General features: G+C 55.1%; 23 protein-coding genes, 1 tRNA gene and 4 pseudogenes. 14 read left to right on the forward strand and 14 right to left on the reverse strand.

The annotated features are described in order from the left end of the window. Together tnpB and tnpA are read right to left on the reverse strand one after the other, a co-directional pair. On the reverse strand, positions 1 to 214 hold a 214-nt coding region (gene tnpB / locus AC13QE_RS15790), incomplete at its 3' end, for an IS66 family insertion sequence element accessory protein TnpB (protein WP_488484364.1). After that, on the reverse strand, positions 172 to 603 hold the full coding sequence (gene tnpA / locus AC13QE_RS15795) for an IS66-like element accessory protein TnpA (protein WP_488484365.1): 432 nt from the start codon (positions 601 to 603) through the stop codon (positions 172 to 174). The genes tnpB and tnpA, both read right to left, overlap by 43 nt. 318 nt (positions 604 to 921) lie before the next feature. On the opposite strand from tnpA, the gene AC13QE_RS15800 reads away from it, so the two are divergent. From AC13QE_RS15800 to AC13QE_RS15810, 3 genes are all read left to right on the forward strand, one after another. Then, on the forward strand, positions 922 to 1,281 hold the full coding sequence (locus AC13QE_RS15800; RefSeq protein ID WP_488484366.1) for a hypothetical protein: 360 nt from the start codon (positions 922 to 924) through the stop codon (positions 1,279 to 1,281). Positions 1,282 to 1,310: 29 nt separating this feature from the next. Continuing rightward, complete coding sequence (locus tag AC13QE_RS15805) at positions 1,311 to 1,676, forward strand: hypothetical protein (RefSeq protein WP_488484367.1); 366 nt, start codon at positions 1,311 to 1,313, stop codon at positions 1,674 to 1,676. A 436-nt stretch (positions 1,677 to 2,112) separates the two neighbouring features. After that, positions 2,113 to 2,781, forward strand: coding sequence for a hypothetical protein (locus AC13QE_RS15810; RefSeq protein WP_488484368.1), 669 nt, complete (start codon positions 2,113 to 2,115; stop codon positions 2,779 to 2,781). 274 nt (positions 2,782 to 3,055) lie between these two features. On the opposite strand, the gene AC13QE_RS15815 is transcribed toward AC13QE_RS15810, so the two are convergent. After that, positions 3,056 to 3,244: a hypothetical protein gene (locus tag AC13QE_RS15815; RefSeq protein ID WP_488484369.1), complete on the reverse strand. Its 189-nt coding sequence runs from the start codon at positions 3,242 to 3,244 to the stop codon at positions 3,056 to 3,058. 234 nt (positions 3,245 to 3,478) lie between these two features. Here AC13QE_RS15815 and AC13QE_RS15820 point away from each other — a divergent pair, with 234 nt between their 5' ends. Next, a complete protein-coding gene (locus tag AC13QE_RS15820; protein WP_488484370.1) occupies positions 3,479 to 3,931 on the forward strand; it encodes a helix-turn-helix domain-containing protein in 453 nt (150 codons plus the stop codon). A 77-nt stretch (positions 3,932 to 4,008) separates the two neighbouring features. Here AC13QE_RS15820 and AC13QE_RS15825 read toward each other — a convergent pair. From AC13QE_RS15825 to AC13QE_RS15840, 4 genes and pseudogenes are all read right to left on the reverse strand, one after another. Beyond that, a pseudogene (locus AC13QE_RS15825) lies at positions 4,009 to 4,316 on the reverse strand (PIN domain-containing protein); the annotation flags it as partial. Continuing rightward, entirely contained in the window at positions 4,313 to 4,579 is a 267-nt protein-coding gene (locus tag AC13QE_RS15830; protein WP_488484371.1) for a type II toxin-antitoxin system Phd/YefM family antitoxin, read from the reverse strand. The gene AC13QE_RS15830 and the pseudogene AC13QE_RS15825, both read right to left, overlap by 4 nt. Positions 4,580 to 4,788: 209 nt before the next feature. Beyond that, the gene (locus AC13QE_RS15835; protein ID WP_488484372.1) at positions 4,789 to 4,995 is read right to left on the reverse strand and encodes a hypothetical protein; all 207 of its coding nucleotides are present in this window, start codon (positions 4,993 to 4,995) and stop codon (positions 4,789 to 4,791) included. A gap of 383 nt (positions 4,996 to 5,378) precedes the next feature. Next, complete coding sequence (locus AC13QE_RS15840) at positions 5,379 to 6,296, reverse strand: DUF1003 domain-containing protein (protein ID WP_488484373.1); 918 nt, start codon at positions 6,294 to 6,296, stop codon at positions 5,379 to 5,381. A gap of 470 nt (positions 6,297 to 6,766) precedes the next feature. On the opposite strand from AC13QE_RS15840, the gene AC13QE_RS15845 reads away from it, so the two are divergent. Next, a complete protein-coding gene (locus AC13QE_RS15845) occupies positions 6,767 to 7,723 on the forward strand; it encodes a phytanoyl-CoA dioxygenase family protein (protein WP_488484374.1) in 957 nt (318 codons plus the stop codon). A gap of 117 nt (positions 7,724 to 7,840) precedes the next feature. On the opposite strand, the gene AC13QE_RS15850 is transcribed toward AC13QE_RS15845, so the two are convergent. From AC13QE_RS15850 to AC13QE_RS15870, 5 genes are all read right to left on the reverse strand, one after another. Next, positions 7,841 to 8,326 (reverse strand): DoxX family protein, encoded by a 486-nt coding sequence (locus AC13QE_RS15850; protein WP_488484375.1) that lies wholly within the window; start codon positions 8,324 to 8,326, stop codon positions 7,841 to 7,843. Positions 8,327 to 8,344: 18 nt separating this feature from the next. Further along, the gene (locus AC13QE_RS15855) at positions 8,345 to 9,100 is read right to left on the reverse strand and encodes an HvfC/BufC N-terminal domain-containing protein (RefSeq protein WP_488484376.1); all 756 of its coding nucleotides are present in this window, start codon (positions 9,098 to 9,100) and stop codon (positions 8,345 to 8,347) included. Between the two features lie 10 nt (positions 9,101 to 9,110). After that, a complete protein-coding gene (gene bufB, locus AC13QE_RS15860) occupies positions 9,111 to 9,965 on the reverse strand; it encodes an MNIO family bufferin maturase (protein WP_488484377.1) in 855 nt (284 codons plus the stop codon). Between the two features lie 108 nt (positions 9,966 to 10,073). Next, positions 10,074 to 10,358: a BufA1 family periplasmic bufferin-type metallophore gene (locus AC13QE_RS15865; RefSeq protein WP_488484378.1), complete on the reverse strand. Its 285-nt coding sequence runs from the start codon at positions 10,356 to 10,358 to the stop codon at positions 10,074 to 10,076. Between the two features lie 46 nt (positions 10,359 to 10,404). Then, positions 10,405 to 10,671, reverse strand: coding sequence for a BufA1 family periplasmic bufferin-type metallophore (locus AC13QE_RS15870; RefSeq protein ID WP_092718462.1), 267 nt, complete (start codon positions 10,669 to 10,671; stop codon positions 10,405 to 10,407). Positions 10,672 to 10,943: 272 nt separating this feature from the next. Here AC13QE_RS15870 and AC13QE_RS15875 point away from each other — a divergent pair, with 272 nt between their 5' ends. From AC13QE_RS15875 to AC13QE_RS15910, 8 genes and pseudogenes are all read left to right on the forward strand, one after another. Further along, positions 10,944 to 11,510 carry a sigma-70 family RNA polymerase sigma factor gene (locus AC13QE_RS15875; protein WP_488484379.1) on the forward strand — a complete coding sequence of 189 codons (567 nt, stop codon included), beginning with the start codon at positions 10,944 to 10,946 and terminating at the stop codon, positions 11,508 to 11,510. Beyond that, positions 11,497 to 12,132 (forward strand): NrsF family protein, encoded by a 636-nt coding sequence (locus AC13QE_RS15880; RefSeq protein ID WP_488484380.1) that lies wholly within the window; start codon positions 11,497 to 11,499, stop codon positions 12,130 to 12,132. The genes AC13QE_RS15875 and AC13QE_RS15880 overlap by 14 nt, the downstream gene beginning before the upstream one ends. A gap of 161 nt (positions 12,133 to 12,293) precedes the next feature. After that, a tRNA-Gln gene (locus AC13QE_RS15885) sits at positions 12,294 to 12,367 on the forward strand. 1,625 nt (positions 12,368 to 13,992) lie between these two features. After that, positions 13,993 to 15,705, forward strand: a complete 1,713-nt coding sequence (locus AC13QE_RS15890; protein WP_488484567.1) for a type I secretion system permease/ATPase — start codon at positions 13,993 to 13,995, stop codon at positions 15,703 to 15,705. Continuing rightward, a complete protein-coding gene (locus AC13QE_RS15895; protein WP_488484381.1) occupies positions 15,702 to 17,012 on the forward strand; it encodes an HlyD family type I secretion periplasmic adaptor subunit in 1,311 nt (436 codons plus the stop codon). The genes AC13QE_RS15890 and AC13QE_RS15895 overlap by 4 nt, the downstream gene beginning before the upstream one ends. Before the next feature lie 142 nt (positions 17,013 to 17,154). Beyond that, positions 17,155 to 19,065, forward strand: coding sequence for a M10 family metallopeptidase (locus AC13QE_RS15900; protein WP_488484382.1), 1,911 nt, complete (start codon positions 17,155 to 17,157; stop codon positions 19,063 to 19,065). A 349-nt stretch (positions 19,066 to 19,414) separates the two neighbouring features. Then, positions 19,415 to 19,701: pseudogene (locus AC13QE_RS15905) on the forward strand (transposase); the annotation flags it as partial. Between the two features lie 667 nt (positions 19,702 to 20,368). After that, positions 20,369 to 21,508, forward strand: a complete 1,140-nt coding sequence (locus tag AC13QE_RS15910; RefSeq protein WP_488484383.1) for a rhamnan synthesis F family protein — start codon at positions 20,369 to 20,371, stop codon at positions 21,506 to 21,508. Between the two features lie 376 nt (positions 21,509 to 21,884). On the opposite strand, the pseudogene AC13QE_RS15915 reads toward AC13QE_RS15910, so the two are convergent. Beyond that, positions 21,885 to 21,979, reverse strand: a pseudogene (locus AC13QE_RS15915) (AAA family ATPase); the annotation flags it as partial. Between the two features lie 119 nt (positions 21,980 to 22,098). On the opposite strand from AC13QE_RS15915, the pseudogene AC13QE_RS15920 reads away from it, so the two are divergent. Beyond that, positions 22,099 to 22,311: pseudogene (locus AC13QE_RS15920) on the forward strand (ATP-binding protein); the annotation flags it as partial. A gap of 124 nt (positions 22,312 to 22,435) precedes the next feature. Here the strand turns inward: AC13QE_RS15920 and AC13QE_RS15925 are convergent. Then, positions 22,436 to 25,450, reverse strand: a complete 3,015-nt coding sequence (locus tag AC13QE_RS15925; RefSeq protein ID WP_488484384.1) for a glycosyltransferase family 4 protein — start codon at positions 25,448 to 25,450, stop codon at positions 22,436 to 22,438. Between the last annotated feature and the right edge of the window lie 26 nt (positions 25,451 to 25,476).

Genomic DNA, 25,476 nt, shown 5'->3' on the forward strand with positions numbered 1-25,476 from the left:
AACAGGCTCCCTGGCCGTCATGCCAGATCACCTTGATCAGGCCGCCACCGCGGCCGCGGAATACGAACAGGTGCCAACACATCGGGTCACGCTTCAGCGCCTCCTGCACCATCAACGACAGACCCGGAAAACCCTTTCGCATGTCCGTATGGCCTGTCGCCAGCCAGACCTTTACACCAGCAGGGACCGGGATCTTCGACGACCCAGCACACAATCAAGAATGCGGCCAAGCGCTTCCGTGTCGATATCACTATCCACGCGGACCCGTCTGCCCCGACCAAGCTCAATCGTTACATCGCTACGCTTCCGACGAGCATGGGATGTGGTGGGCGGTTCCGGTTGAACCGGAGAGACTGCTGGCGCGGTCTCGGACACGATCACCGGCACCAACGTGGTTGCCGTCTCGGTCTTCGGCTCCTCGATCCGGCACAGCTCCTTGCGCCAACGGAACAACTGGCTGACATGGATACCGGCCGCGCGAGCAATCTCAGAGATAACCGCGTCCGTCTCAAAGCAGGCCGCGACGAGGCGCTCTTTGTCTTCGCGTGACCAGCGACGACGGCGCTCTACGGACGTGATAACCTCAATTGGATGCTTCGTCATATGACTACTCCTAGTGTTACCACTAGGACTGGCAGTCAGCAGCCCTCTATCGCAAGACGGCCTTCACCGTGGGCTTACCTTATAACTTTAGAAATGTCGATGATCTCGCTTGCTACACGGCCGATGGTACGCCAGTCATTGTTCGCCTAGAGGATAAACGACGGGCTTTTCTCATTTCGTCGTTGTTGATGGAGTGACGAAAAAAAATGGCATCGAAGTCGTGGCAATTAGAGATCCCAACGGAGCCCAGTATTTCAGTCCAACGGCAACGTTCAAACAATACTTCTCTCGTTAAGTCGTCGTTCCAAGGAACCCATGATGGAAATCGAACTCAGAATTGCGATGAACCTCGTTACTTCCTCTCTCTTGGAGCAGCAAGATATTCCGTGCATTTGCCGCGTTGCCGGTGAATTCGAAATTGATTTTGCTTCACCGCTTCCTGATGCCCATGGTGTGGTTAGCAATTGGGATCGAACGAAATTAGACGAACGTGCTCCAGCTGGCGCAGGTGGAAAATATACGCACTATTGCTTTGGCAAATTAAGCCTCGCCCCCATTGAGGGCGACAAATATCGTGTTCTCAGTCTGTCTTTTTTTAATCGCACTGTGGGATGGTGTCCGATCATCATCGACGGAGATTATGGACCGGTTGGCTCTTTCTGGGACGAGGAAGAGTAGACAGGAGACCTAGTTGTTTCGAGGAGCCGATGATAGAGATTGAGCTTACCATCGCAAGAAATTTAGTGACCCGGACATTGCTTGAGCAGAAAGATATACCGTGCCTGTGTCGAATTCGCGGACTCAATTTCGAGCTAAGTTTCATCGAGCCCCTTCCTTCAGCGCATAGCAAAGTCAGTGACTGGAGCGCCAAGAAGATTGACGAACGCGTGCCCGCGTATGGCGGAGGGATGTATACCCATAATTGCTTTGGGAAGGTAACTCTCGCGAAAATTGGCGAAGGTAACTATAAAATTGTAGACTTAGCGTTCTTCAATCATGATGTTGGATGGTGCCCGATCATTATTGATGGAGAATATGGCCCAGTTGGCTCCTTCTGGGACGAGGAAGAGTGACCTCAGCTTTAAAGGACTTTCTATGGGTGTGGATCTTCGTAACGACGCAGGCGAGACGATCAAGTTAACCAATCGTCATTGGGCCGTCATGCTTACCCTTGCAGAGACATTTGGCTGGCAGCCGGCGGGTACTGTAGCGCCGAAGGAATGGCATGGTCCGGGCGAATGGGCGGGAAGGTACGACTCGAGTGACGTGCAATTCGTGTTGGAGGAGGATGCCTAGAGCTTGGCGAGGCATCTCCGTGGCGCTGTCGTCAACGACCAATTCGAGCTCGCCCTTAACGACGTTATTCAATACCTTGAAAAGAGCGTCGAGGCGAGCGGTCGAAAGATCCCTGACGCGATGAGAATGAAACCCAACGAGTTCTCGAATATTTCCTCACCTTTGCTGATGTTCCTTTACGAAGGCGCGTTTTACATCGAATAGGATTTCAGAATGTACGCAAAATTCTTCGCTGCTATCGGCCTGACGGTATGCCTTTTGGCTAGCTGCGCCGGGACGCCAGACCCGGCCAAGGTCGCTGCTCAGCAGCATGAAGGGTCAGCCCAGATTTTCGCAAAGCAGAAGGAGAAGGGCTCGCTCCTTCTCGTGCGAATGGTGGATTCACCGTTCTTAGGTGATGTGAATTGCGATGGTTATATCACTCTGCGTCGAATGAATGCAGGAAAGCCAGACGAGACGGAACCGCCTCTGTCGGTTGGTTCCGCAGCCGCGTATCGTCTGCAAAATCCAAATAAACTGTCCCTCGGCCAATTGTTCTCCGCGACTGCGCAAAAATATGAGAGATGGTTCGTACCCGTTGCCCCTGGTCGCTACTCCATTACTTACGCGTCGTGCCGTTATGGAAATACTACCATTGAAGCGGGAGGTGACCAGGACGGCCTCTTCGGTAGAACATTCAGCTATGTCCGCCCATTCGGGGGTGAAAGTACGATCACGATTGGCCAGGGGCAGATTGTTGACGCGGGATATATTCGGCTGGCAGGAACACGCAGCGACCCGCGTGTAGTGGGATCGGAAGCCACGCCCGCCGAGCGTGACCTCATGAAGAGCGTGATGCCGGATGTCTATCCGTCGATTACCTTTACGAAATTTGGCTTGTGAGCGCTTAATCGGTTCTGTCGGCATCCCGCGATCGCCTTGGCGGCTGTAAGCGAAACAGTCGGAGAAGGATTCCGGTCCCTCCGCATTCGGCTACCGGCTTGCTTGCTTTGGAGGGGCGGAGAAACTTATTCTCCGTTCCCATATAGTAAGCGCCAACTGGTGCTTGTTGTCCTCCTGTCAGTCTGGTCAGGGAGGCGCTATTCAGCTCCGTAGATGTCGGAGCAGACAGACAGGAAATAAAACACTTTCCGGTCGGCTGCTCGAGCTGAGCACCTTATTTCCGGCGCTGCCATTCGGCGATCATTTTCGCGAGATCGGATTCCAGCAGGGCGCGCATCAGGATATGTGTGTCCATTAGCCCCTGATAGCTGGCCCCATCCGGGAATTCCACAGCAGCCACGAGTCTGGCGACAATCTGCTTCTGCCCCTCGATCTCGGCGCGTGTTCGATCGATCGCCAGCAATAGATCATCATCCGACAACCTCTTGTATTTTGGCATCAGGCGCGCCCTCGCTATATATGGGGGAGGATAGTAGCGCGCGCGGAAAAGATCGCCAATCGGTTGCAGACAGGTCCTCGATCAAAATTGCGGGATATTACGAAAATGCCAGGATTTTGAAAGAACGCCCGAATTTTGAAAGTCCCAATAGCCAAGTCACGCTAGCATCGCCTCTTTGCAACCTTGAGGTTATCGAAGATGAGAGCCAGTCCACGACGGATCGTTGTCCCGCCGCATGCTGACATCCACCCCGTCAATCGTCACGTCGGACGCCAGATCCGGCTTCTCCGCATTCAATGGAATCTGTCGCTAGGGGATTTGGGAAACAGGATCGGTATTAGCTATCAGCAGATGCATAAATACGAGACCGGCCAGAACCGTGTCAGCGCCTCGATGCTCTATGAGATTGCACGCTTCCTGCGGATTTCGCCAGCACGCTTTTTTGATGGTCTGCCGGAACCCGGCGCCAAAGATGTCCACGCGGCGGCGGCTGAGCTCGACGAGCGTCTTGCCTACCTCGCAACGACCGATGGGCGGCAACTGATCGAGAATATGCTGCGCCTTTCGCCACGGCTCCGAACCCGGGTCATTGCGATCGCCGGTATTCTGGCCGATGAGCCATCCGACGTGCCGCCAGTTCCCGAAACGTGACGGCAAGAAAAAGATGGTTCGGCCAGCGGATTGTCTGATATGGCTTTTACGCCCGGTCGCTGACGCATGAGCCCTTGTGTCAGCCCTCGGCCACTGCGCTTCGCAAGGCCCATAAGATCGCCCCACGCCAAGGCGATCGGTTCATTCACAGTGATCCCCCGATTTTCGAAGCGTGCGGGGGGAGGTCTGTCGCCAACCATTCAGTAAGCGCATCACGCTTTCGCTCAGCGTCCATCAACGCGACGCCTCGCCGAATTTCCGCAATTGATATTATGCTGATGAATGTACGATCCTCATCGAGTCCATCCAGCCATTCCAGAACACGGGCTTCGGGGACTTGCCTTGTTACTTCTGACAAAACATTGGTGTCGCGCAAAAGCCTCACAGCGGCAGGTCACGCGGTTCGTCGCGTTGACGCTCAAGGTCGAGGTCCGCACCGCGTAGTGGCGATTCCATTAGAAACTGTGCGAGCGAACCCTTGCGTGATGTCTTCTTCTGCCACTCTTCGGCAGAGACGACAACGACGCTGGGCTTGCCGTTTCGCGTAATTGTCTGGGGCGCGGATTGGGCCCGCTCCATGACTTCGGAAAGTTTGGCCTTTGCATTGGCAACGGTCCAACTTTTATCGTCGTATGGCGATCGCTGCATTGTAGTTCTCTTTAACTATAATGACCATATAGCCCACCTCGCGATGGCCCCCAAGTCGCTTGTGGGAACGGCTGTTCATTTGCGTCGCGACTTCACCCAGCTTTACATTTCGTCGTGACCCTGATCCGATATAGGAGTTCCTCGCGACTGAATGGATCAGCCTCGAATGAAAACGCGGACTAAAGCGTTGAGAAACTCGTCGTCTGCTGTCAATGGCTACCGGATTCGCTTCGGCATCCTTCATAGAGCGCCCAGGCAACATCAACCGTCGCCAGAAGAACATCACTTTCGCTCCATCCAGCTGCAACCGCACTTCGAACGACTTCGTTGATGATGGGCAGCAAGCGACGCTGGCATTCTCTGGCTAAATCGTCAGCGTCCTCTGATTGAGAGGCCGGAGCAAAATTTAATTCCATCGTTGTTGCCTTCGCGTAATGTCAGCTTCATGTTTCTCAATGCGCAAGCTGCGCACAGTAAGGAACCTGGTGGCGTCCCTTCCTCATTTCCGCAAGAACCATTGTCGAGAGCGGAGGCCCAAAGGCAAGCAGCATGTTGCGAAGAACTATTGCGATGCACGTTCGCTTATTGCGGCGATCGATCGTGATCGCGGCTCGGTACGCTCACACATCGAGGCATGCCTGAACCAGTCCAATACTTATTGGAAGGAAGCATCTTGAGGTTTTCAAGGCAAATTTCACCGTTGCGTTCGGAGCAGATTAACATTCTTGGCATTCGGCCGGCGGCGCATTATTCGTGAATATAGGTTTTTTAACTCGGCGCGTAAGCGCTAGCCGCCTGGTCAGTTGACGGAATCGTCCGGATCGGCGTCCTTAACCTTGGTGAAGAGGCTCTTCAGCGCACTCGTCTTCGCCTTCGCTGCCTTATTGGCCTTGATCGCCCGGGTCGCCGCCTTGGCCTGTTCCAGCATCATCTCGATCTGGATCTGTTGGATTTCGGTCAGGCGCTCCCATTGGCGATTGAGAAGGTGATCGACCTTTTCATGCAGGTGGCGGATTTCCAGTTCGGCCTTCAGATTGACCTTGTAGTCGTTGAGGGCGCGCAGGCGATCCTTCTCTTCCTGGCGGCGCTGGCTCATCATGATGATCGGCGCCTGGAGGGCTGCAATCGTCGAAAGAACGAGGTTCAGCAGGATGAACGGATAGGCGTCGAAGGCCTGCTTTTCGCCCATGACGAGATTGATCATCATCCAGACGGCGAGAAACAGACAGAAGGAGATGATGAATGTCCAACTGCCGCCGAAGGACGCGACGCCATCCGCCATGCGGTCGCCGATCGAGCGGTGGTCCTCGTAATCCTCTTCGATGTTTTCGGCCAGCGTATCATGTGTCTTCAGGCTTTCGACGACCTCGTCCTCGAGGTTGGAAAGCTCGCCGCGCTCCACCGTTAGCAGCTCGGCGATATATTGGGCGCGATAATCGTCCATCACCTTGCGGCTGATATAGTCGTCGGCACGAAGCTCGGGATGCTTCAGCCGCATGAAATCCGCCAGCGAGGGGCGGAGATCATCGACATGGACGGCATCTTTTTTCTTCAGCACCTGACCGGTGATGGCGTCGATCAGCTTGACGGATTTGGCCTTCGCCTGCGCGAGACTTTTGGTATAATCGTCCATCTCCACAACGGTTGGGCTCTCGCCCTCGCCCGCGTCGAAATCGACGATACCTTCCGCCGGCTCAAAGGTCTTCGTTTCTGTCATCTAAGGGGCCTTCTTTGACGTTTTCTCGCTCATTTAGCCAATAATGCGAACAGGAATATGACTGTTCGAAGACAGGGATATTGCGACCGATACAGGCCGCTATCTCCCATCTGCAACTTTACTCTTCCATTTGCTCCTAGCAAAATTCTAGCACCATTATCCTAAGCAACGGCAAACACCGCGCGCCGTCCTTGCGATCCCTTGCGCTGAATTTTGCCGAGACCTCTAAAAACAACCGCGCCGCGCGATTTCTTAAACGTTTTCAAAAGCGTTACGTGTTTCTGCAGGAATTCCTACCGATTCAATCAGGTTTTGATTTCTCACCTCTTGACCAGAGCCGCCCCACTTCTATTTGCCGCAGTGCAGCAGACGTTCGCGAGCGCGAATAAATGTTAAGGTTTCAATGAATTGTCGTCAGCGGGTTGGGGGCTTGTTGGCGTGGATCTTTTAAAGGCGTGGAAAGGATCGCGATGCACAATCCCCCGGCAGAAGACATGGAGTCCATCGCCCGACAGGGTAGCCGCTTCAGGCGAATGGCTGTGAGAATACCGACTTACCTGACCGATCTCAAAGAGAACCCGGCCTGGCTGCCTATGTTCCTGTTGGCCAGGACCCTCCCGTTTCGGCGTATCCATTGGCTGGCCACCAAGCAGCCCGTCAGGCTTCCGGTTTCCGGCACCTCGATGTTTGCCGGCGCCGATCGCAGCGCCATCGTCAACGCCCTGCGGAATGACGGCATTTATCCGAGCCTGATGCTGCCGGACCATATTCATCGGGAGATCGCCGAATTCGCCGCCCATACCGCCTGCTTCGGCAATTTCAACAGGAAGCTCGAATTCGTCGCAAGCGAACATAAGGAAGCGGAGGGTCGTTTCGGACGGCCGCTTCTGAGCGGACACTTCTTCGAGCGTTCGCTCGACTGCGAGGCCGTCATGGCGGTCCAGCGCGATCCGCTGCTGATCGATGTCGCCCGCCAATATCTCGGCGGGCAGGCCAAGGTAATCACCACTCGCATCTGGTGGAGCTTCCCGACGCAGGCTTCCGAGGCCGACAGAAGCCTCGCCTCGCTCGACAAATACCACTTCGATCTCGATGATTGGCGGATGCTGAAGTTCTTCTTCAATCTCGTCGATGTGGATGAGGGCACCGGCCCACATGTCTTCGTCAAGGGAAGCCACAGGCGCCGACGTGTCCGGCATCAGCTGACCTTGCTTGTCGGGCATCCGGCCAACGAGGTGCTCGATTATTACGGCGAGGCGAACGCGCTGACGCTGACAGGCAAGGCTGGCTCCGGCTTTGTTGAAGATCCCTTCGGTTTCCATATGGGCACCGTGCCGACGCAGAAGCCGCGGCTGATGATGGAGGTGGGTTTCGGGGTCTCGAAGCCGTCGCACCGCCGTTTCCACGGCGAACCCGTCCTGCGCTAGAGCAAGCCGCGCGAAGTCCACTGCGGTTTCGCAACAACGACAGGCGCAAAATCAAAACGCGCATTTAGCTGGCATCATGGAGCGCCATTTATAATTGGCGCTCCCGTCTGACCGATCTCAGGCCGAACGGCTGAACCGTCTGGCAATCAGGTGGTCGAGCGCGATGCGTCCCGGCCCGCCCGCAATGATTACCAGAAAGCAGGTTGCCCATGTGCCATGCGTCGGCCAGGCATCGGGATAGACGAAGATCTCGATGACCAAGGTCATGCCGAGCAGCGCCAGTGCCGAGAGCCGGCTTGCCAATCCGATGACCAGCAGGAAGGGGAAGAAATGCTCGCTGAAGGCGGCAATATGCGCGGCGATCCAGGGATCGACCAGTGGCAGCTTGTATTCCGTCTGAAAGAGATAGACGGCATTGTCGGTCACATGCCACCCATCCACCTTCGTCTGGCCGGATTGCCAGAAGACCGCGGCGATCGACAAACGCGCAATAAGCGCGATCAGATCGTGAGGGATGCGGTCGAGAAGTTTCAGGGCGCTGTAGAGCCTTTTCGGCATGGTCTCGCGTTCGGCCGGGGCGGTCGTCATCAACTGGTTCTGCATCTTCATTCCTCTCGGCGTTCAGCCAATGGCCATGAAAGCGCCTGCCGTGAACGCACCGGCGAGGTTGGCGGAAAGATCGAAATTGGCGACTTCAGCAAGAGCCGTCTCATAGGCCTGGCCAAGGGCGGCGCCCGAAAACAGCTGCTCCAGAAAGGTCGCGCCACCCCGCGGCAGGCGATGTACTTCGACAATCATCTGCGGGCGGATGACGAGAGCATCCTCGCCCGTCCAATCGTCGATATCGGCAAGCTCGATTTCGCCGGTGTTCATCGCCCAGATGGTGATGGCCGGATAGGCGGAACGCGCCAACGAGGCGGAAGGATGCGGCACCAAAGTCAGCTCCGCTAGGCCGGCCGGTTCGATGGTCGCCACGAGAGCCGCATCAAGCGGCACAGTGTCGGCCGCGTGATAGGCCCGTCCCCGCAGCGCTTCCAATCGCATGACATCGGGCAGATAGGGGACGTCCTGCACGGGTTCGAAACTCTCGACGAAATCGGGAAAATCGTCGCCATAGGTCAGCAGCAGCGGTGAGCGCGGCGGATGCAGGCGGATGAACTCGTGCGCCATGGCAGCGAAGAATTCCTCACCGACGATTTTTTCCGCAGCCGGAAAGCGCGAGGCGAGCGCGCCGATCAGGCCAGTGGCGACATTGTTGCGATAAACGCCGAAACGCCGTGCGGGCCGTGAGCCGTTCCAGGCCGTCAGTCCATCGGGCACCGCGAGAGTGGGATCCACGAGCGCTGCGGCGAATTCGTTTTGCGTGGCGAGAGACATCGATCCCTCCTCAGGCTGCCCGGCGTGCGGCGGCACGCTTCAGGATGGCGTCGGCCGCTTCTGCCTCGGCCCTCAAGACCGGCCATTCGGGCACGTCATTATCCCATTCGACCAGGCTGGGGATCGGCCCGGTACGCCCGATGAGTTCCTCATAAAGTGCCCAGACGGGATCCTTCACCGGTGTATCGTGGCTGTCGATCAGAAGCGGCGCACCGGCATCGTCGATGGTTTCCGAATGACCGCTCAAATGAATCTCGCGCACCCATTGCACCGGAAAGCGCTTGAGATAGGACCGTGCGTCCATATGGTGGTTGGTAGCGGCGACGAAGACATTGTTGACGTCGAGCAGCAGGCCGCAGCCCGTGCGCTGGGCGACTTCAGCCAGAAACTCCGTTTCCTCGATCGTGCTTTCCTCGAAGAGGAGGTAGGTAGCCGGATTCTCCAGCAGCATTTGGCGACCAAGTATTGTCTGCACCTGATCGATATGGGTGCAGACCTGCGAGAGCGTCGCTTCGGTATAGGGCAGGGGCAGGAGATCGTTGAGAAAGGTCGTATCGTGCGTCGACCAGGCGAGGTGCTCCGAAAAGCTTTCAGGCTCGTAGCGATCGCAGACGATCTTCAGGCGGGCAAGATGCTCCTTGTCCAGCGGTTGCATCGAGCCGATTGAAAGGCCAACGCCATGGATGGACAGAGCATAATCCTCACGTAGCTTGCGAAGCTGCGCATGCGGCGGACCGCCGTCGCCCATATAGTTTTCGGCATGGACTTCGAAGAAGCCGATCGGCTGCGCGGCGCCATTGATCGCGGCAAAATGTTCCGGCTTGAAGCCGGCGCCGGCACGGCGGGGAAGTTCTGACGGTTTCATTGCGGGCCTCCAGGTTCGGGCAATTCCAGCAAAGTTGACGCGGTTTGCGTTCGGAAGGCGGGCGGCGCTCATGAAAGGCTGCGCCGCCCACGCGTTTGCGCTGCCTTGTCAGACCGGGGCTGGACCCTGTGCCAGGGTACCGTGACCGCTCGGCGTCTTGATCGTCTCGCAGGTCCCGGCGGGAACCAGCTTCCACGAGTTCCGCTGGTAGTCGACTTTCGACGTGCCGGCACAGGTCGTGCCGGGGCCGGCGGCGCAATCGTTCTGACCCTTGAGGGCGACGCCGTAGCATTTTTCCTTGGCATCGGCGGCCGATGCGGTCGTTGCGCCGGCAACTAACGTCACCGCTGCCGCGACCGAGGCGGCCAGGGCGAGTGCGGACATCTTGTTCATGGCAAACTCCTTACGAGCGATGGTTGACAATCGATCCGGTTTCGGATCAGGCCGGGGTCAGCGAGCCATGACCCTTCGGGGTTTTCATCGAGGTGCAGGTGCCCGTCGGAACAAGCTTGAAGGACATCTTGTCGTAGCTCATGGTCGACTTGCCGGCGCAATCGTGCTTGCCGGCGGCGCAGTCGTTCTGACCCTTGAGGGCGACGCCGTAGCATTTTTCCTTGGTATCGGCGGCCGAAGCCGGGACGGCGACGGATGCAAGTGCCGATGCGATCGAGCCGGCGATGGCCAGGGTGAGGATGCTGTTCTTCATGGATCTGTCTCCTAGATGGATGCGAGCCGTCATTGGCTTGCATCGAGGTCTACGGAGCGTCTTGACCGGATGTTACAGCCGCATCGGAATTTTTTTGCGACAGTGTCCGATTATACTGCGCCGGCTATCTGCTGCGGTGGCCAAGCCGGGTAGGTGTGTGATGTGAATGAGCACCATCTGGCGGAGAACCAATCGTTGAGACGAAAGGACTTGAAAAATAAGTGCCGTTGCCGGTAACGAAAGCCTGCGGTCCCGCGTAGAGGAGATGTCGAGTGAATCATTCGGCGCGCGAAGAGGAATGGGCAGTCTGGATGCGTGCCGCCATTGACGGTGATGCGCAGGCCTACCACCGTTTCCTTATCGCAGTGACGCCGCGTCTGCGTGCCATGGCGAAAAGACGCTGCGATCAGCTGGGCGCGCCGGTAAGCGAGGCCGAGGATGTGGTTCAGGAGGTGCTGCTGGCCGTCCATCTGAAGCGCGGCACATGGGATTCATCGCGTCCGATCGGCCCCTGGCTGTCGACGATTGTACGCAACAAGCTGATCGACAGCCTGCGAAGGCGCGGGCGCCATGTGAGCGTACCGATCGACGACGTGATCGATTTCCTGGAGGCGGAAGAGCACACCGACTCCCTGGACCGGCTGGATGTCGATCGTATGCTGGAACAGTTAAAGGATCCGGGGAAGACGATCGTGCGCTCGATTTCTGTCGAGGGAACAAGTGTGCGGGAAACGGCGGCCCGGCTGAAGATGACGGAAGGGGCGGTGCGCGTGGCGCTGCACCGCGCGTTGAAGGCGCTAGCGGCGCTCTATCGGAGTGAGACCAGTGAAAACCGATGACCTCATCAATCTTCTGGCGCAGGACGCGCCGGTCCGCACGCGGATCGGCAAGGTCCTGACCCTGGCGGTCGTCGGGGGGATCTTGATCAGCGGTGGCATCTTCTTCGCCATGATCGGCTTTCGTGCCGATATCGATACAGCGATGGAGACGGTCCGTTTCCTGTTTAAGTTCGTCGTGACCATCGCGCTTGCCGCAACAGCCTGCGCCGTCGTCTTCCGCATCGGGCGGCCGGACGCATCGCTGCGCCTCTGGGGCTGGACGCTGCTGGCCGCGCCTATCCTGCTGCTTGCCGCCGTTGCCGCCGAAATGGCCGTCATGCCGGCTGACAGCTGGAGCGCGCGGATGATCGGGCACAATGCTCGCTTCTGCCTGACGCTCATCCCGCTTTTGTCGATTGGGCCGCTTGCTTGCTTCCTATTCGCCCTGCGCCATGGCGCGCCGGAAAAACCAGGTGCAGCTGGGGCCGTTGCCGGCCTTGCCGCCAGCGGCATCGCCGCAACCTTCTATGCTTCCAACTGCACGGACGATAGCCCGCTTTTCGTCCTGCTCTGGTACCCGATCGCGATCGCCATGGTGACGGCGGTCGGATATGTCCTCGGCAGGCGCCTGTTGCGCTGGTGAAATAATCAATGCTAAACTTCCACCAGGCGCCACCGTCTTGAGTATCGACGGTGCTCCGCCAAAAAAATGCATTTGCCTGCGTTAAAGTATTTGCATCTGCGACGAATTCTATTATAGAGGCCCAGCCTTCACCGCGAAGGGTTTTATCGCTTGGCGGTCGTTGGGGAATAGTTCAATGGTAGAACGACGGACTCTGACTCCGTTAATCTTGGTTCGAGTCCAGGTTCCCCAGCCAGTTTTTTATCGATCTCGTCAATTTATTGATTTGCCAGTCATCTCAGAGGTTGATTGTGCATCAAAGGCGGCCTGATGCCTGTGACAAGGATGAGTTCCTGCCCTAAACATCAGGGTTAGCGGTCATATCAAACCACGATGGAAAGCGAGTAGCCGAGCTAGACGGTCGTTGCGTGATACACGACCTGCTAATGGCCCATTTGCTCGGTGGTCTAGCATCAATCACGTGCGACGTGGGGGGTTCATCCGAAAAGTGCTTGGCAGTGTCGCGCTCGATCTCCAGGCTGAGGCTGAAGCTGCCGGCACCCCGCAAGCGACGTGCTTTGCTTATTCTATGAAGACATTGCAGACCTTCACGGCAAACATCGCGCCCTTGTTGGTGGCGGTGCATGAGCCGATCTGAGCTAAATGCCCGAAGAGCGCGAAAACCCGATGGGGACTATTAGGCGAATTATTTACTCGACTCGCGCGAATTTGAGGACATACTGTCTACCAGCGCTCAGGCAGAGATGGACGCGATGGACGAGGATCTTCCATATATCGAACAGGAATGGAAAAGCGCCCTGGCAGTTGCCGCTGTGGTGCTTACGTGCATAATCCTGATTGTCGCTGCTTTTTGGCTTTAATCTCAAAATGTGCAGTCTCGCAAATTGCTGCAGTGGATTGCAACTTTGAGTAAGTTCTATGCTTGCCATGAGCATCCGTTACGGTGAGTGATGGTACGCGTTGTGAAAATCACCCCGAAAAGGGCAGCTGCATACATAGCTTTGAACTCCTGTGCGATGTGATCCTCGGTAAATCCAGCAATCACCCTCTATCGGCCGTTTAGCCCGCAACGCGAATCTGCTCTCTCGCCATATTCCTTCTCTAGTTATGAAATGCTCCCTCGGTCGGTAAGGCGAAAGAAGCGCTATGCTATTTCATTCAGGAGGCGAGAGACGCGCCGCCGTCCAGATATGATATCTCCCGATAAGACAAAATCGTCCCGGTTTCCTCAACTTCATAAAGCTCGCAAGCACAATGATCTGGCCTCAATGATTAATTCATTCCAAAAGGCTAGGATATCATCAGCACCAATCTGAGCTTCGGTGAATGTGCCAGCGCTCCGTTGCCGGGATGTGGAACCTACCACTGCCATATCCTTGAGACCGAAAGCGACAGCTTTCGCTAAGAACATCACAGCGCATTAACCCAGAACGAGGAGAGAACGGCGAAAGAACTTGACCAGGACAACCGACACGCCCAATACCTAAGGGCGGTCGATTCTCGGCGCCAACCTCTGGGGCATTGTAGAATAACGATCAGCCTTTGATGCAGCATGACGCTGCCGGTACAGCGTTTTACAGCACATTCGTCGATCATCCCGGTGACTCGTTTTCCTCTGAGGCGATTGACCGCACGACGCTCCGCACGTCAATTGCTGAAGTAAGTTTGGGCGAGGCCGAAATATATGAGTGACGAGAGAGGGCACGTATCCTTTATGTTCAAGGACGCGAATAATTCGTTTTTATTCGACCGTTTGGCTGCAGCAATTTTTCGGTCCGGTGGCTTACGTTCTGTCTGCAACAGTGCGCGGGGAATTTAGACGTGTTCGATAACGCAATTAAGCCGCCCCGATCATTTCTGATGGCGGTGCTATCGTCACTGAAGATGGCCTTCCTGGGGATCGGAGCGACCAGCGCGCTTGTTAATATCCTCGCACTAACCGGCTCGTTTTTCATGTTGCAGGTCTACGACCGGGTGATCCCGGCGCGTAGTCTACCGACTCTCGTCGGCCTTAGTATCATTGCGGCGACGCTCTATGCTTTCCAAGGATTTCTAGAGGTGGTCCGTTCCATGCTCCTGGTGCGCTTAGGACTCTCGGTCGATGAGCGCTTTGGAACAACAGTGTACGATTCTCTTGTCCTGTTTCCCGCGCGCATGCAGATGCAAGGAGATGGTCTCCAGCCCGTACGGGATCTTGACGTTGTACGCTCGTTTCTTTCCGGGCCGGGGCCAACTGCTCTATTTGATATTCCCTGGATGCCTTTTTATCTTGGTTTGTGTTTCCTTTTTCACGTCTGGATCGGAGTCACAGCGCTTGCCGGCGCGTTGATACTTGTTGGACTTACAATCCTGACCGAACGGACGTCTCGCGAACCGGCAAAAGAGGCAGCCAAGATCATTTCAGAGCGCATGGCGCTGGCGGAAGAAACACGTAGAAACTCCGAAGCCGTGCTTGCAATGGGCTTCGGTCATATGCTTGGCGCGAAGTGGGATGAGATCAATAGCCGCTATCTAGGCAATCATTTACGCTTGTCAAATCTAACCATCACCCTCGGGACAATTTCGAAGATCTTGCGCGTGACGCTGCAATCAGCCGTGCTCGCCGTTGGCTCGATCCTCGTCATTCGTCAGGAAGCTTCGGGTGGCATCATGATCGCGAGTTCCATTCTCCTCAGCCGAGCATTGGCTCCGGTCGAATTGGCAATTAGCCAGTGGAAGGGCTTTGTTGCCGCCAGAGATAGTTGGTCGCGCCTGGTAAGGCTCGCCGACCTGCTATGTGTCAATGGGCGAGAGGTCGCTTTGCCCAAGCCGGAAAAAACCTTAAAAGTTGAAAATCTGCATCTTGCAGCGCCGAAGTCCAAGAACTCGATCGTACGAAATATATCCATGGAGCTCCAGGCGGGGGATTCTGTTGGTGTGATCGGCCCAAGCGCATCCGGCAAATCCACACTCGCGCGGGGGCTCGTCGGCCTTTGGCCACCGGTTGCAGGAGCGGTTCGCTTGGACGGAGCAGCACTGTCGCAATGGGATCCGCATGCACTTGGCAAACATATCGGATATCTGCCGCAGGATGTGGCACTGTTTAGCGGATCCATCGCCGAAAACATTGCCCGGTTTGATCCGGATGCGACCTCGGACAAGATCATTGCTGCTGCGAAGACGGCGGGCGTGTACGACATGATCCTGCAATTTCCTAAAGGCTTTGAAACGAAGATTGGCGAGCAAGGGTCCGCGTTGTCGGGCGGACAGCGACAACGCATTGCGCTGGCCCGCGCGCTCTATGGCGAGCCGTTCCTGATCATTCTCGACGAGCCGAATTCGAATCTCGACGCTGATGGAGAGCTGGCGCTATCGCGAGCTATACTGAGCGTCAAGGCCCGTGGAGGTATTGTCGTCGTTGTTGCGCATCGTCCCAGCGCGCTTGCTGCGGTCGACAAGGTTCTCGTGTTGACAAATGGCCAAATGCAGGCTTTCGGGCCGAAGGATGAGGTTCTCAGGAGGACAACGCAGCCCGGCTCCACGGGGCCTCAACCCGTTCGGCTGATTGTCGGCGGTGAGGAGATGGCACAATGAACGGCGCTCTTACACCGCTTGCCGAACGCGCCGTGCGCCGCCTGACGCTGGTTGCGCTCGCCGCCGTTGTCCTTCTCGTCGGCGTCCTGGGAGGATTGGCTGCCACCATTCGTCTTCAGGGTGCCGTTATCGCCACAGGGACGCTGGTTGTTGACAGCTATGTCAAGCCCGTCCAGCACCAAAAGGGTGGTACTGTTGGCCAGGTGTTCGTCAAAAACGGCGATCTCGTTGCAGCCGACCAAATACTCGTGCATCTTGACGATACGCAGGCCCGTGCCAATCGTGCCATCATCTTAAAGCGTCTGAAGGAACTTTCGGCGCGTGTAGCTCGGCTCTCGGCAGAGCGAGATGCGAAAGAAACAATCACTTTTCCAAAGGGCCTTCTAAACGAGCAAGATATAGCCGAAGTAGCGGCCATACTTGATGGAGAACGGCGGCTGTTTGAAGACCGGCGCTCATCCAGAGTAGGCCGCAAGGCGCAATTAGCCGAACGGGTTCGTCAGCTCTCGAAGGAGGCGGATGGGTTGGGCGCTCAGCAGGAAGGTAAACGACAGGCGATCGATATCATAAATACCGAACTCGCCAGTCTTCAGCCACTGCTTGAGCAGGGTATCATTCCCGCGACGCGAGTCTATAGCTTACGGCGTGATGCTGCTGATCTCACCGGCCAGCTTGGCAGCCTGGTCGCCTCCGCGGCTCAAACTAATGGAAAAATTGCCGAAACTCAGTTGCAGATTATTCAAGTCGATGACGATCAAAGAACCGAGATATCGGACCAATTGCGGCAGGCCGAAAGTGATATCGGCGAATATTCTGAGCGGCTCGTTGCTGCCGAAGATGAGCTGACGCATGTTGATATTCGCGCACCCCAGGAGGGGATCGTTCATCAGCTTGTCGTCCATGCTACCGGAACGGTCGTCACGCCTGGCGAGGCGATTATGCAGATCGTGCCCGACAAGGATCCATTGACGCCGGAACTCAAACTGTCACCACGAGATATCGATCAAGTGGCTGTCGGGCAGGAGGTGATGGTTCGGTTTTCGGCTTTCAATCAACGCACCACGCCGGGATTAGCAGGCCGAATAACGAGCATCGGGGCCGACCTGACCACCGATCAGCGCACTGGGCAAAGCTATTATGATATCAGAGTTGCTATACCTTCGGTCGAATGGGCGCGGTTGGGTAATATGGCACCAATGGCAGGCATGCCGGTGGAGGCATTCATCCAGACGGATCAGCGAACGATGTTAGCCTATTTGGCAAAACCGCTGTCCGATCAGGTGGTTCGCGCGTTTAAAGAACAGTAACGATATCGAAATGGATGGCGCTCGGAAATCAAGGATTGTGCCAAAGATGATGCTACCCATACTTGCAGACTTTCCTTTCCTCGTTTATTCAGTTCAGTGAAAAAGGGCTTTTAGACTCGCCATGCACCGGGAGATTTGTTGAATGCTTACTATCACCTATCCCGTCTCGGTGTTTGGAGACGATGCCGATGACTTGATCTACGGGCGATATTGGGCGCAAACTTCACTCGATTTTTCGTTCCCGACGAGTGGCGCGCAGTATGGCGCCTATAGCACCGGGGAACAGGTAACGTTTCAGCCACTCAATGTCACCATGCAGACTGCGGTAAAATCCGCGTTGGCACAATATGCCTCCGTCTCGAATCTTTCCTTCATCGAAAACGCCGATGCGGGAAGTGCTACTATACGGTTTGGCATGTCGGATGAGGCGCAAGATACCGCTCATACATATATGCCATCGAACTCTGACCGGGGTGGTGACGTCTGGTTTGGTACGCAGACCGACGCAAGTGCGATGACCGATCCGATCAAAGGCAATTATGCCTGGATCTCCACTCTACACGAAATCGGACACGCACTTGGCCTCAAGCATTCTTTTGAGTCTTCATTTTATAATCCGTGGACGATGAGTATTTGGCATGACAGCATGGAATTCACTGTCATGAGCTACAGGTCCTATTTTGCGGCATTCCCGAGCTTTGGTTATACAAACGAAGATTTCGGCTTTGCGCAGTCGCTGATGATGTATGACATCGCGGCCATCCAGAAACTGTACGGTGCTAATTTCACGACGCATTCCGGAGACACGACTTACACTTTTTCACCCACGACCGGTGAAATGTTCATTGATGGTGTAGGACAAGGAAAGCCCGGCGACAATCGCATTTTTCTCACCATTTGGGATGGTGGCGGCAACGATACCTATGATTTCTCAAACTACACAACAAATCTGTCTATAGATTTGCGACCGGGCAGTTGGTCATTGATGTCCGCTACACAAAGCGCCTACCTTGGGGATGGCAACTTCGCACATGGCAACGTCTACAATGCCCTGCAGTATCATGGCGATAGCCGCTCATTAATTGAAAACGCAATTGGCGGATCCGGCAATGATACGATTATCGGCAATGCCGCAAACAATACACTAAAGGGTGGCACCGGTAACGATTGGCTAGACGGCGGAGCTGGTTTTGACACGGCTATCTTTGACTTTAGGCTAGTACAGGCGACGGTCGACTACGGTTACCGCACAATGATAGTCAAGGGCGGCGGAGCGGTGGAAAGCTTGGTTTCAATTGAGAAGCTACAGTTTTCCGATAGAGCGGTTGTTCAAAGTGACAGCCTAGTCGATGATATGTTCTATTACACCCACAATCGTGATGTTCTCAACGCCGGCGCTGATGCGGACCAGCACTATGATCAACATGGTTGGAAGGAGGGGCGTGATCCGAACAGTTTCTTTAGTACGTCCGAATATTTGGCGAAATATCATGATGTTGCGGCTTCCGGAATCGACCCCCTTCAGCATTATGATCAATTCGGATGGAAGGAAGGGCGAGATCCCTCTGACCGGTTCCATACGAAGGAATATCTGCGGATCAATCCAGATGTCGCCGCAGCAAAGATTGATCCGCTTGAGCATTATTTGCATTTCGGTATGTATGAGGGTCGTGCTGTCACGGCGAATGATCTGCTAATTAATGGACAATTCTACTACCAGAATAACGCGGATGTAGCGGCCGCCCATCTCGATCCACAGCAGCACTATAACCAGTACGGCTGGCATGAGGGGCGAGATCCCGACGCATTTTTTGACACCTCAGCATATTTGGCCAGGTACAAAGACGTAGCGGCTGCTGGAATCAATCCGTTCCAGCATTACCTGGAATTTGGCTGGCATGAGGGGCGAGATCCCTCCGCAAAGTTTGATACTGCAGGGTATTTGAAACTTTACCCGGATGTCGCGGCTTCCGGCACCAACCCTCTTGTGCATTACTTGGAGTTTGGCATCTTTGAGGGTAGGACCTATGTAAACGATGGGGTGCTCGGATAAGCTGTACACAGGGCGCGCAATCCGGTACTTGTGCGGAGCAGTAGCAGGTGCCGTGCGCTCAGGTCGCGACGCTACACTGTGGTGGGTTACGATATGTCGGCACAGGTTTCCTATTACTGTCCGGAATTGACTGGCGATCCGTCGTTGCCCGGTCGAAGTGTTGATTATGGGATGACCCGCCCTTCGGAGGACATCGAGTACGATGACCCGTCATTGAAGGAGAGGAGCCGATCCATGACGATTTCAATTTTGGGCATCGACTGACCTGTGATGTGAACCCTTCAAACTGGACCGTTTTTGGTTAGAGCTTTCCGGTGCAGTTTTCTGTCTGGGAAAGGAACGGAAGACGATGAAGGCATCGCAGTTTTCGGACGCCCAGAAGGCGTTCATTCTGAAGCAGGATGATGAAGGGGTGACGGTGGCGGAGATCTGCCGCAAGACAAGGATCAGTCAGGCGACTTACTTCAATTGGAAAAAGAAGTACGCTGTGATGCTGCCGCCTGAGATGAAGAGGCTGAAGCAGCTCGAGGACGAGAATTCGCGATTGAAGAAGATCGCCGCAGATCCGACGCTGGACCGCGAGATATTGCAGGATGTCATCCGGCGAAAGTTGTAAGGCCTACTCGCAAGCGAGACCACCACAACCGGTCAGACCCACACGCCACCGCCGCAAAAGTTTCCAGCACGACGTAGGTGCCTGCAAAACCATCGCATTGTTTCTGGCCGTGCAAACCCTATCGAACAGATTTGCGCCAACGGTTCAAAAGAGAGCGGCTAATGCCGTATTGACGGGCTATGGCCGATGCCCGGCCTCCCCGCAAAGCTTTCCGCGACAATCCGCAGTTTCTTTTCTTTCGTAAATCGACGACGCCGACCAGTGAAGATCACCTCAAGACGGCTCACTCGATGTGAGCGATGGGGTGGACGCTCCCACTCAACGGCATCTTCGTGCCAGAATGGTTGTGTTGGAACCATTACGAGAAGAGCGTCCACCCCATCGCTCACCACTCGAGACTCGCTGTCCCCTTCAATAATCTCCGTCTGCGCAACTGTCCTTATGCCCACCTCGTATGGATACGCAGTAACGTACCTCTTTTCATAATCAGCGATTGCAACATCGGCTTTGGCATCCGTTGCCTGCTGTGCGAGCTCGTCTGCAGCCTGACGCTTGGCAGCTTCAGTGAGAACTTGGCAGGCGATGCGAAGGCCCAATTCTGCGTGGTGACGATACGAAGGCGGGACGTATTTCAGTTTGGTTTAAGCTTACGGGAATATTACCGAAGGATATATCGAGTCGGCGTAGATGCACAACGGCTATTTCTTACCGTTCTGTGCGTATAGTCAGCCTGACTTATTAATCTGGAGTAAAGCATTGGCTATGAGTATACATAAATTATCTAATGCTCTCCAAGATGATATTGACAATACTTCAGGTTTAATTCTCCCGGAAGACTTCGACGGAGAAGCTTATCTCTTATCGTATCCAGATGTTCTTGAAGCCGGTATCGATCCGGCGGAGCACTTTCTGACCACAGGGCTGAAGGAAGGTCGATCCCATAAGGCTTGGTCAAGCGTGCCGCAGGAGCATTCGATCGCTTTGCCTCTTGGCTATACACCTGCGGCTTACACCGGGACTGTCGGCGTATTCTGCCATATTTTCTACCCGGACCTCGCGTCGGAGATATTTGAGTATCTTTTAAATATCCCCAATTCAGCAGATTTATTCTTGACCACAGATACTGAAGAAAAAAGAAATATTGTGGCCCAGGTGTTTCAGGATTGGCGGAAGGGTGTAGTATCAATCAAGGTAACCCCAAATAGAGGGCGCGACATAGCACCAAAGCTTCTTGCCTTTCCAGAGGCGTATGAGCGATACGAACTCATCCTTCACATCCACTCAAAGGTATCTCCCCACCATGGTAAGGTCCGCAATTGGCGAAGGATGCTTTTCGAATGCCTGCTTGGATCTCCAGAAATAGTGGCTGGTACACTCGAATGTTTTCAGCAGGATCTTAAGCTAGGGATTGTTGGGCCGCAGCATGTGGACTTCATCCGAGAATGGATCAACTGGGGTGATAATAAGGAAAAAAGCCAAGAACTGGCTAGCCGGATTGGTTTCTCTATCGATCATATTGAGGCAATCGATTTCATATCGGGCTCCATGTTTTGGGCTCGTTCAGCGGCATTGCGCCCGCTGCTTCGGGCGGGCCTCACGATCGGGGATTTTCCGGATGAATCTGGACAAATTGATGCGACGATAGCGCATGCAGTTGAACGACTTTATCTTCTGGTCTGTGAGTATGCAGGCTACAATTGGATAAAAGTCGCCACCCCTCGCTCGTATTTTGGCGGCAACATCATCCATACGGTGCACTCACCCATGGAACTTCGGGAGGTCATGGCCCGCAATTTTTTTAGCCTTACAGCTTCGACGCAGCCGTAAAGAAGTCGTCGATCTGCTGATCGATAAAGCCCGTGGCCGCAAAGCCAGCGCCACCATGGGTTCCGTCCGGCCGAACGAGCCGGAATATTCATAAGCGATTTGAACCGCCTTCGACTGGCTGGAAACCCATGCGTCCACCTGGTCGAGGAGACCAGTCGCAAGAAGCTGTAGTTTGAACTGGCGGGAGGAGACGGACGCAGGCACAACAACTACAACGGGCGGATCATACTCTACTACGTTGCCATCGATGAACTTCCGTCGGCCCTGGTTGATAACGAGATCGCACCATTGCTCATCTGTAATAGGCAGTGGCCTGCCTCCTGAAAAGTGATCCTTCATGAAGTATGGCTTACGAGCCTCAGAAGGACATCCTCACTTATGCCGACGTGGACGCCAGGGAGAATTGGGTATTTTTTGGCGGCCGACCGCGTGATTTTGTGGTGGAGTGAACGTCGGAGGCGCGATGAGGGCCGTGAGAACCTCCAATGTACTCTCCATGGAGAAACTCCCGTTGCTCTTCCATGGATAGGCGATCACAGATCAGGGCGGGGAGGACAACGTGGGAATGGAACACCGGTTACCGACAAATCTGGCCGACGGTGTTCGGCGACGCCAAGATGACGACAGCACTCCTCGACCGGCTGACCCACCACTGTGAGATCGTGGAAACCGGCAACGAGTCCTGGCGCTTTAAAGCCGCTCTCAAAGCAAAAGCCGAAGATACCCATCAGCCGCACTTGGCCTACCCTCTGCAACCCCTGCCAGCGCCGGGCAGGCCAAGCGCTGATCACCTACAGAGGTGAAAATTGGATAAGTAAAAGGGGTGAATGTTCCCTGCTGATTAACACTCTATCGAGACATCTGTCGCCCCGCCGCCGTTAAGTGATCCGGCCTGGCAATTGCGGGGCGAACGTCAGGCCCGTCAATTCAGGACCTCAAGATGTCGAGATATCTTGCCCCACAAATCTGAGGACTGTAGCGCTCCATTGTTTCCTTGGCAGCGCTTGCCAGCCGTCGGCATTTTTCGTGGTCCTCCGCACATTCGCGAAGCGCTACCGCCGCGGAGTCGATATCGGGTTCAAACCACATTTGATCCTGGAAAAATGCATAGTCTCCGGGAAAAACAGGGATCTGCACGCCTTTAACGAGCCAGCTATTGCTATCGTCCATAAAATCGAGGTTACCGGAACAGCCGGAGGCGATAACAGGAATCCCCATCGCCATTGCCTCGGCCATAAGGCGGCCGAAGCCTTCTGCCCGGTGAAGGGACAATACCGCGTCACAACATTGTAGCAGTTCATAGTATTCGAGACGATCCATGACCTTGTCTCGAATGAGGATCCGATCATCGATGACAGCCTTGCGCATGCATTCACGCCAGAGTGAATCGTCGAGCGTGTTCATCGCCTTGACGATCAGCCGTGCCTTGCTGTGCGCTGCGGCAGGGAACGCCTTTTGAAACGCCTGGATTGCACCGAGTGGATTCTTGCGTGAGATGGAAGACGCGCCGTCGAAGCTGGTGAAAACAACGAAGCTGTCGCTTTCCAGGTCGAATTTCGAGCGCGGCACCACGCGGACATCGGGCACGAGCACCGGCAATGGCACCTTGATGACCGGCTTATCCGTCGCACCCCTAAAGGCACGTGCGGAATGTTCCGAGTGGCACCAGATTTCATCGACCAACTCCATCGCGATCTTTGCCGGTGGAGGAAATCGCTCCAGTTCCCATTGCCAGAAGCCGATCTTTCGACGTGCCGTGAAAGCACGGGGACCGACCTTGTTCAAAAGGGTCATCGTATCGAAGGCCGGCATGACGTAGATCATGACGTCGCCATCGAATGCGGCCATGCTGGCCTCGACAGAGGGTTCATCGATCGCCTGCCGCGCCATGATGGCCCATGGGGCTTTGACCACTGTCGGCTTGATCCCGACTTCATTTAGTGAAGCCCGGAGCAGACGAATATCCTCTCCAAGCCCGAATTCGCCCTTCGGGTAACCGACGAGTGAAATGTTGGGTGCAGGCGCTTCCGATGCGGGGGCTTCTCCAGACTTGGTGAATGTAATTGCTGCTGCGACATCGTGACCTGAAGCGGCAACCGTGTTGTCGGTTCCTGAGATCCGCCCCGCCGTTTTCCCGAAATATTCGCTTTGTCCATAATTGAACCACCAGTCCCAAAAGGCAGGAACTGCTTGTGGCTTGTTAAGATCGAATGCACTCTGGAGGTCTGGCCTGTTGCGATAGATGAGCGACATCAGAGGCGTAGGGGTATGGGAGAGCTTGCCGCCTGCGTCGCGCACATGGTTGAAGTGAATCGCGTTGATGAGGTCGTCCAGTGCGTGACTGCCGTTGGCCAGGACAGGTTCAAGCTGCGAGATGGCGCCGTAGCGGATGGCATCGTATGGGCTTGCCTCTGCATCGCCCTGCTGCAGTCCGCGGAGAAGGGCAGTGGCATGTTGGGCCGCAATCCAATCCGAGCTGCCGAGATATTCGTCCTTTCCGTCGGCAAACCACCACGACCACAATCCCGTCAGGCCACCAGCCGTATCGAGATCGAACGCGGCCTGGAGGTCGGGCCTGTTACGATAGATGAGCGACATCAGAGGGGTGGGGGTATGGGAGATCTTGCCGTCAGCATCGAGCACATGGTCAAAGTGAATGGCATTGACGAGATTGCGTGGAGAGCAGTCGTCATTGGTCAGGATAGTCTTGATCTGCGATAAGAGGTCATATCGCATCCCGTCGAATGCGCTGACTATCGCACTATTCCCTGGCCGCAACCCGCTGAGAAACTCCGATATTTCCGCTCTCAGCAGCGATGGCATTCCTTCGAAATACTCTTTCGATCCAGAGGTAAGCCACCACTGCCAGTAGTGTATCAGGCCGTCATCGGTTTGGAGACTGAATGTTTGCCTGAGATCCGCTCTGTTGCGATGAACAAGCAACATTAATGGCGTAAGATGACCATCATCTCCATGGTGTACACGTAGAGATTTGCAATGAATCGAATCAAACGTTTGCCTGTCCGAATCACGGTCGATCAATCTCAACGACTTTATCTGCGATAAAGCCTCATAACGAAGAACATCCCATGTGTCGGCCTCATGTTCGAGGCTATCCAGCAGAAAAAAAGCCTGTTTCTGCTTAATCCAAACGGCTCCGCCGAGATACTCGTCATGCCCATGTGAGAGCCACCACGTCCAGAACGCAAATACGCCCTCATGCGTATTCAGGTCCATGGTCGCGCGCAGGTCAGCTCTGTTTCGGTAAATTATCCATTGCAACGGTGTCGGCGAGACAAATCCGTTGTGTAGAAATGCGAAATGGAGTCTGTCCACGAGATCGCTGACCGGACCGGTTTCGTCCAATATCCAGGTCTTTAAATAGACGAGCTGAAGGTAGCGAATTCCGTCGACGACGAGATCGGGAGCATTCTCGCCGTCATTTAGCGCCCCGCTGAGGACATTGACAATTTCCTGGGTTTGAAACCAGTCAAGGTCTCCGAAATACTCCGCTCGCCCGGATTGCAGCCACCAATTCCAGAAGGCCAGGATGCCCTCCTGTGTGCTGATATCGTGTAGATCCCGTATATCCTCACGATGGCGCTGAATGATCTGAAACAGCGGAGAGTTTGATGCGAAATTCTTATCTTCCGCTAGGATTGATAAATGAGTTTCAAAAAGAAAATGCGGATCTATGGCTGCGGACAGGCCCTCGAAGGTATGCCGCCCGTGGCGAAGCCACCAATATACCAATTTATCCAGCCCAATATCGGTCTCGATATCATATTGTAACTGAAAGGATGGCCCGCATGAGACCCAGGAGGAAATAACTCCCGTCGGCACGCAATAGCCAAAACAGACGCGTCGATAGCCTTGCCGCAGCAAATCGCCGATATGCGAAGGAGCCGATCGCAAAATAGGAGATTGAATTTCGGCAGTCATGATTATCCTGATATTGCTTGTCTGGT

It is taken from the genome of Martinezella sp. CNPSo 3957, assembly GCF_057784395.1.

Bases quoted from the DNA above. Each gene is read 5' to 3' on its own strand.
- tnpA (WP_488484365.1), bottom strand. From the start codon at position 603: ATGACGAAGCATCCAATTGAGGTTATCACGTCCGTAGAGCGCCGTCGT.
- AC13QE_RS15800 (WP_488484366.1), top strand. From the start codon at position 922: ATGGAAATCGAACTCAGAATTGCGATGAACCTCGTTACTTCCTCTCTC.
- AC13QE_RS15805 (WP_488484367.1), top strand. From the start codon at position 1,311: ATGATAGAGATTGAGCTTACCATCGCAAGAAATTTAGTGACCCGGACA.
- AC13QE_RS15810 (WP_488484368.1), top strand. From the start codon at position 2,113: ATGTACGCAAAATTCTTCGCTGCTATCGGCCTGACGGTATGCCTTTTG.
- AC13QE_RS15820 (WP_488484370.1), top strand. From the start codon at position 3,479: ATGAGAGCCAGTCCACGACGGATCGTTGTCCCGCCGCATGCTGACATC.
- AC13QE_RS15830 (WP_488484371.1), bottom strand. From the start codon at position 4,579: ATGCAGCGATCGCCATACGACGATAAAAGTTGGACCGTTGCCAATGCA.
- AC13QE_RS15835 (WP_488484372.1), bottom strand. From the start codon at position 4,995: ATGGAATTAAATTTTGCTCCGGCCTCTCAATCAGAGGACGCTGACGAT.
- AC13QE_RS15840 (WP_488484373.1), bottom strand. From the start codon at position 6,296: ATGACAGAAACGAAGACCTTTGAGCCGGCGGAAGGTATCGTCGATTTC.
- AC13QE_RS15845 (WP_488484374.1), top strand. From the start codon at position 6,767: ATGCACAATCCCCCGGCAGAAGACATGGAGTCCATCGCCCGACAGGGT.
- AC13QE_RS15850 (WP_488484375.1), bottom strand. From the start codon at position 8,326: ATGCAGAACCAGTTGATGACGACCGCCCCGGCCGAACGCGAGACCATG.
- AC13QE_RS15855 (WP_488484376.1), bottom strand. From the start codon at position 9,100: ATGTCTCTCGCCACGCAAAACGAATTCGCCGCAGCGCTCGTGGATCCC.
- bufB (WP_488484377.1), bottom strand. From the start codon at position 9,965: ATGAAACCGTCAGAACTTCCCCGCCGTGCCGGCGCCGGCTTCAAGCCG.
- AC13QE_RS15865 (WP_488484378.1), bottom strand. From the start codon at position 10,358: ATGAACAAGATGTCCGCACTCGCCCTGGCCGCCTCGGTCGCGGCAGCG.
- AC13QE_RS15870 (WP_092718462.1), bottom strand. From the start codon at position 10,671: ATGAAGAACAGCATCCTCACCCTGGCCATCGCCGGCTCGATCGCATCG.
- AC13QE_RS15890 (WP_488484567.1), top strand. From the start codon at position 13,993: ATGGCGGTGCTATCGTCACTGAAGATGGCCTTCCTGGGGATCGGAGCG.
- AC13QE_RS15895 (WP_488484381.1), top strand. From the start codon at position 15,702: ATGAACGGCGCTCTTACACCGCTTGCCGAACGCGCCGTGCGCCGCCTG.
- AC13QE_RS15900 (WP_488484382.1), top strand. From the start codon at position 17,155: ATGCTTACTATCACCTATCCCGTCTCGGTGTTTGGAGACGATGCCGAT.
- AC13QE_RS15910 (WP_488484383.1), top strand. From the start codon at position 20,369: ATGCACAACGGCTATTTCTTACCGTTCTGTGCGTATAGTCAGCCTGAC.
- AC13QE_RS15925 (WP_488484384.1), bottom strand. From the start codon at position 25,450: ATGACTGCCGAAATTCAATCTCCTATTTTGCGATCGGCTCCTTCGCAT.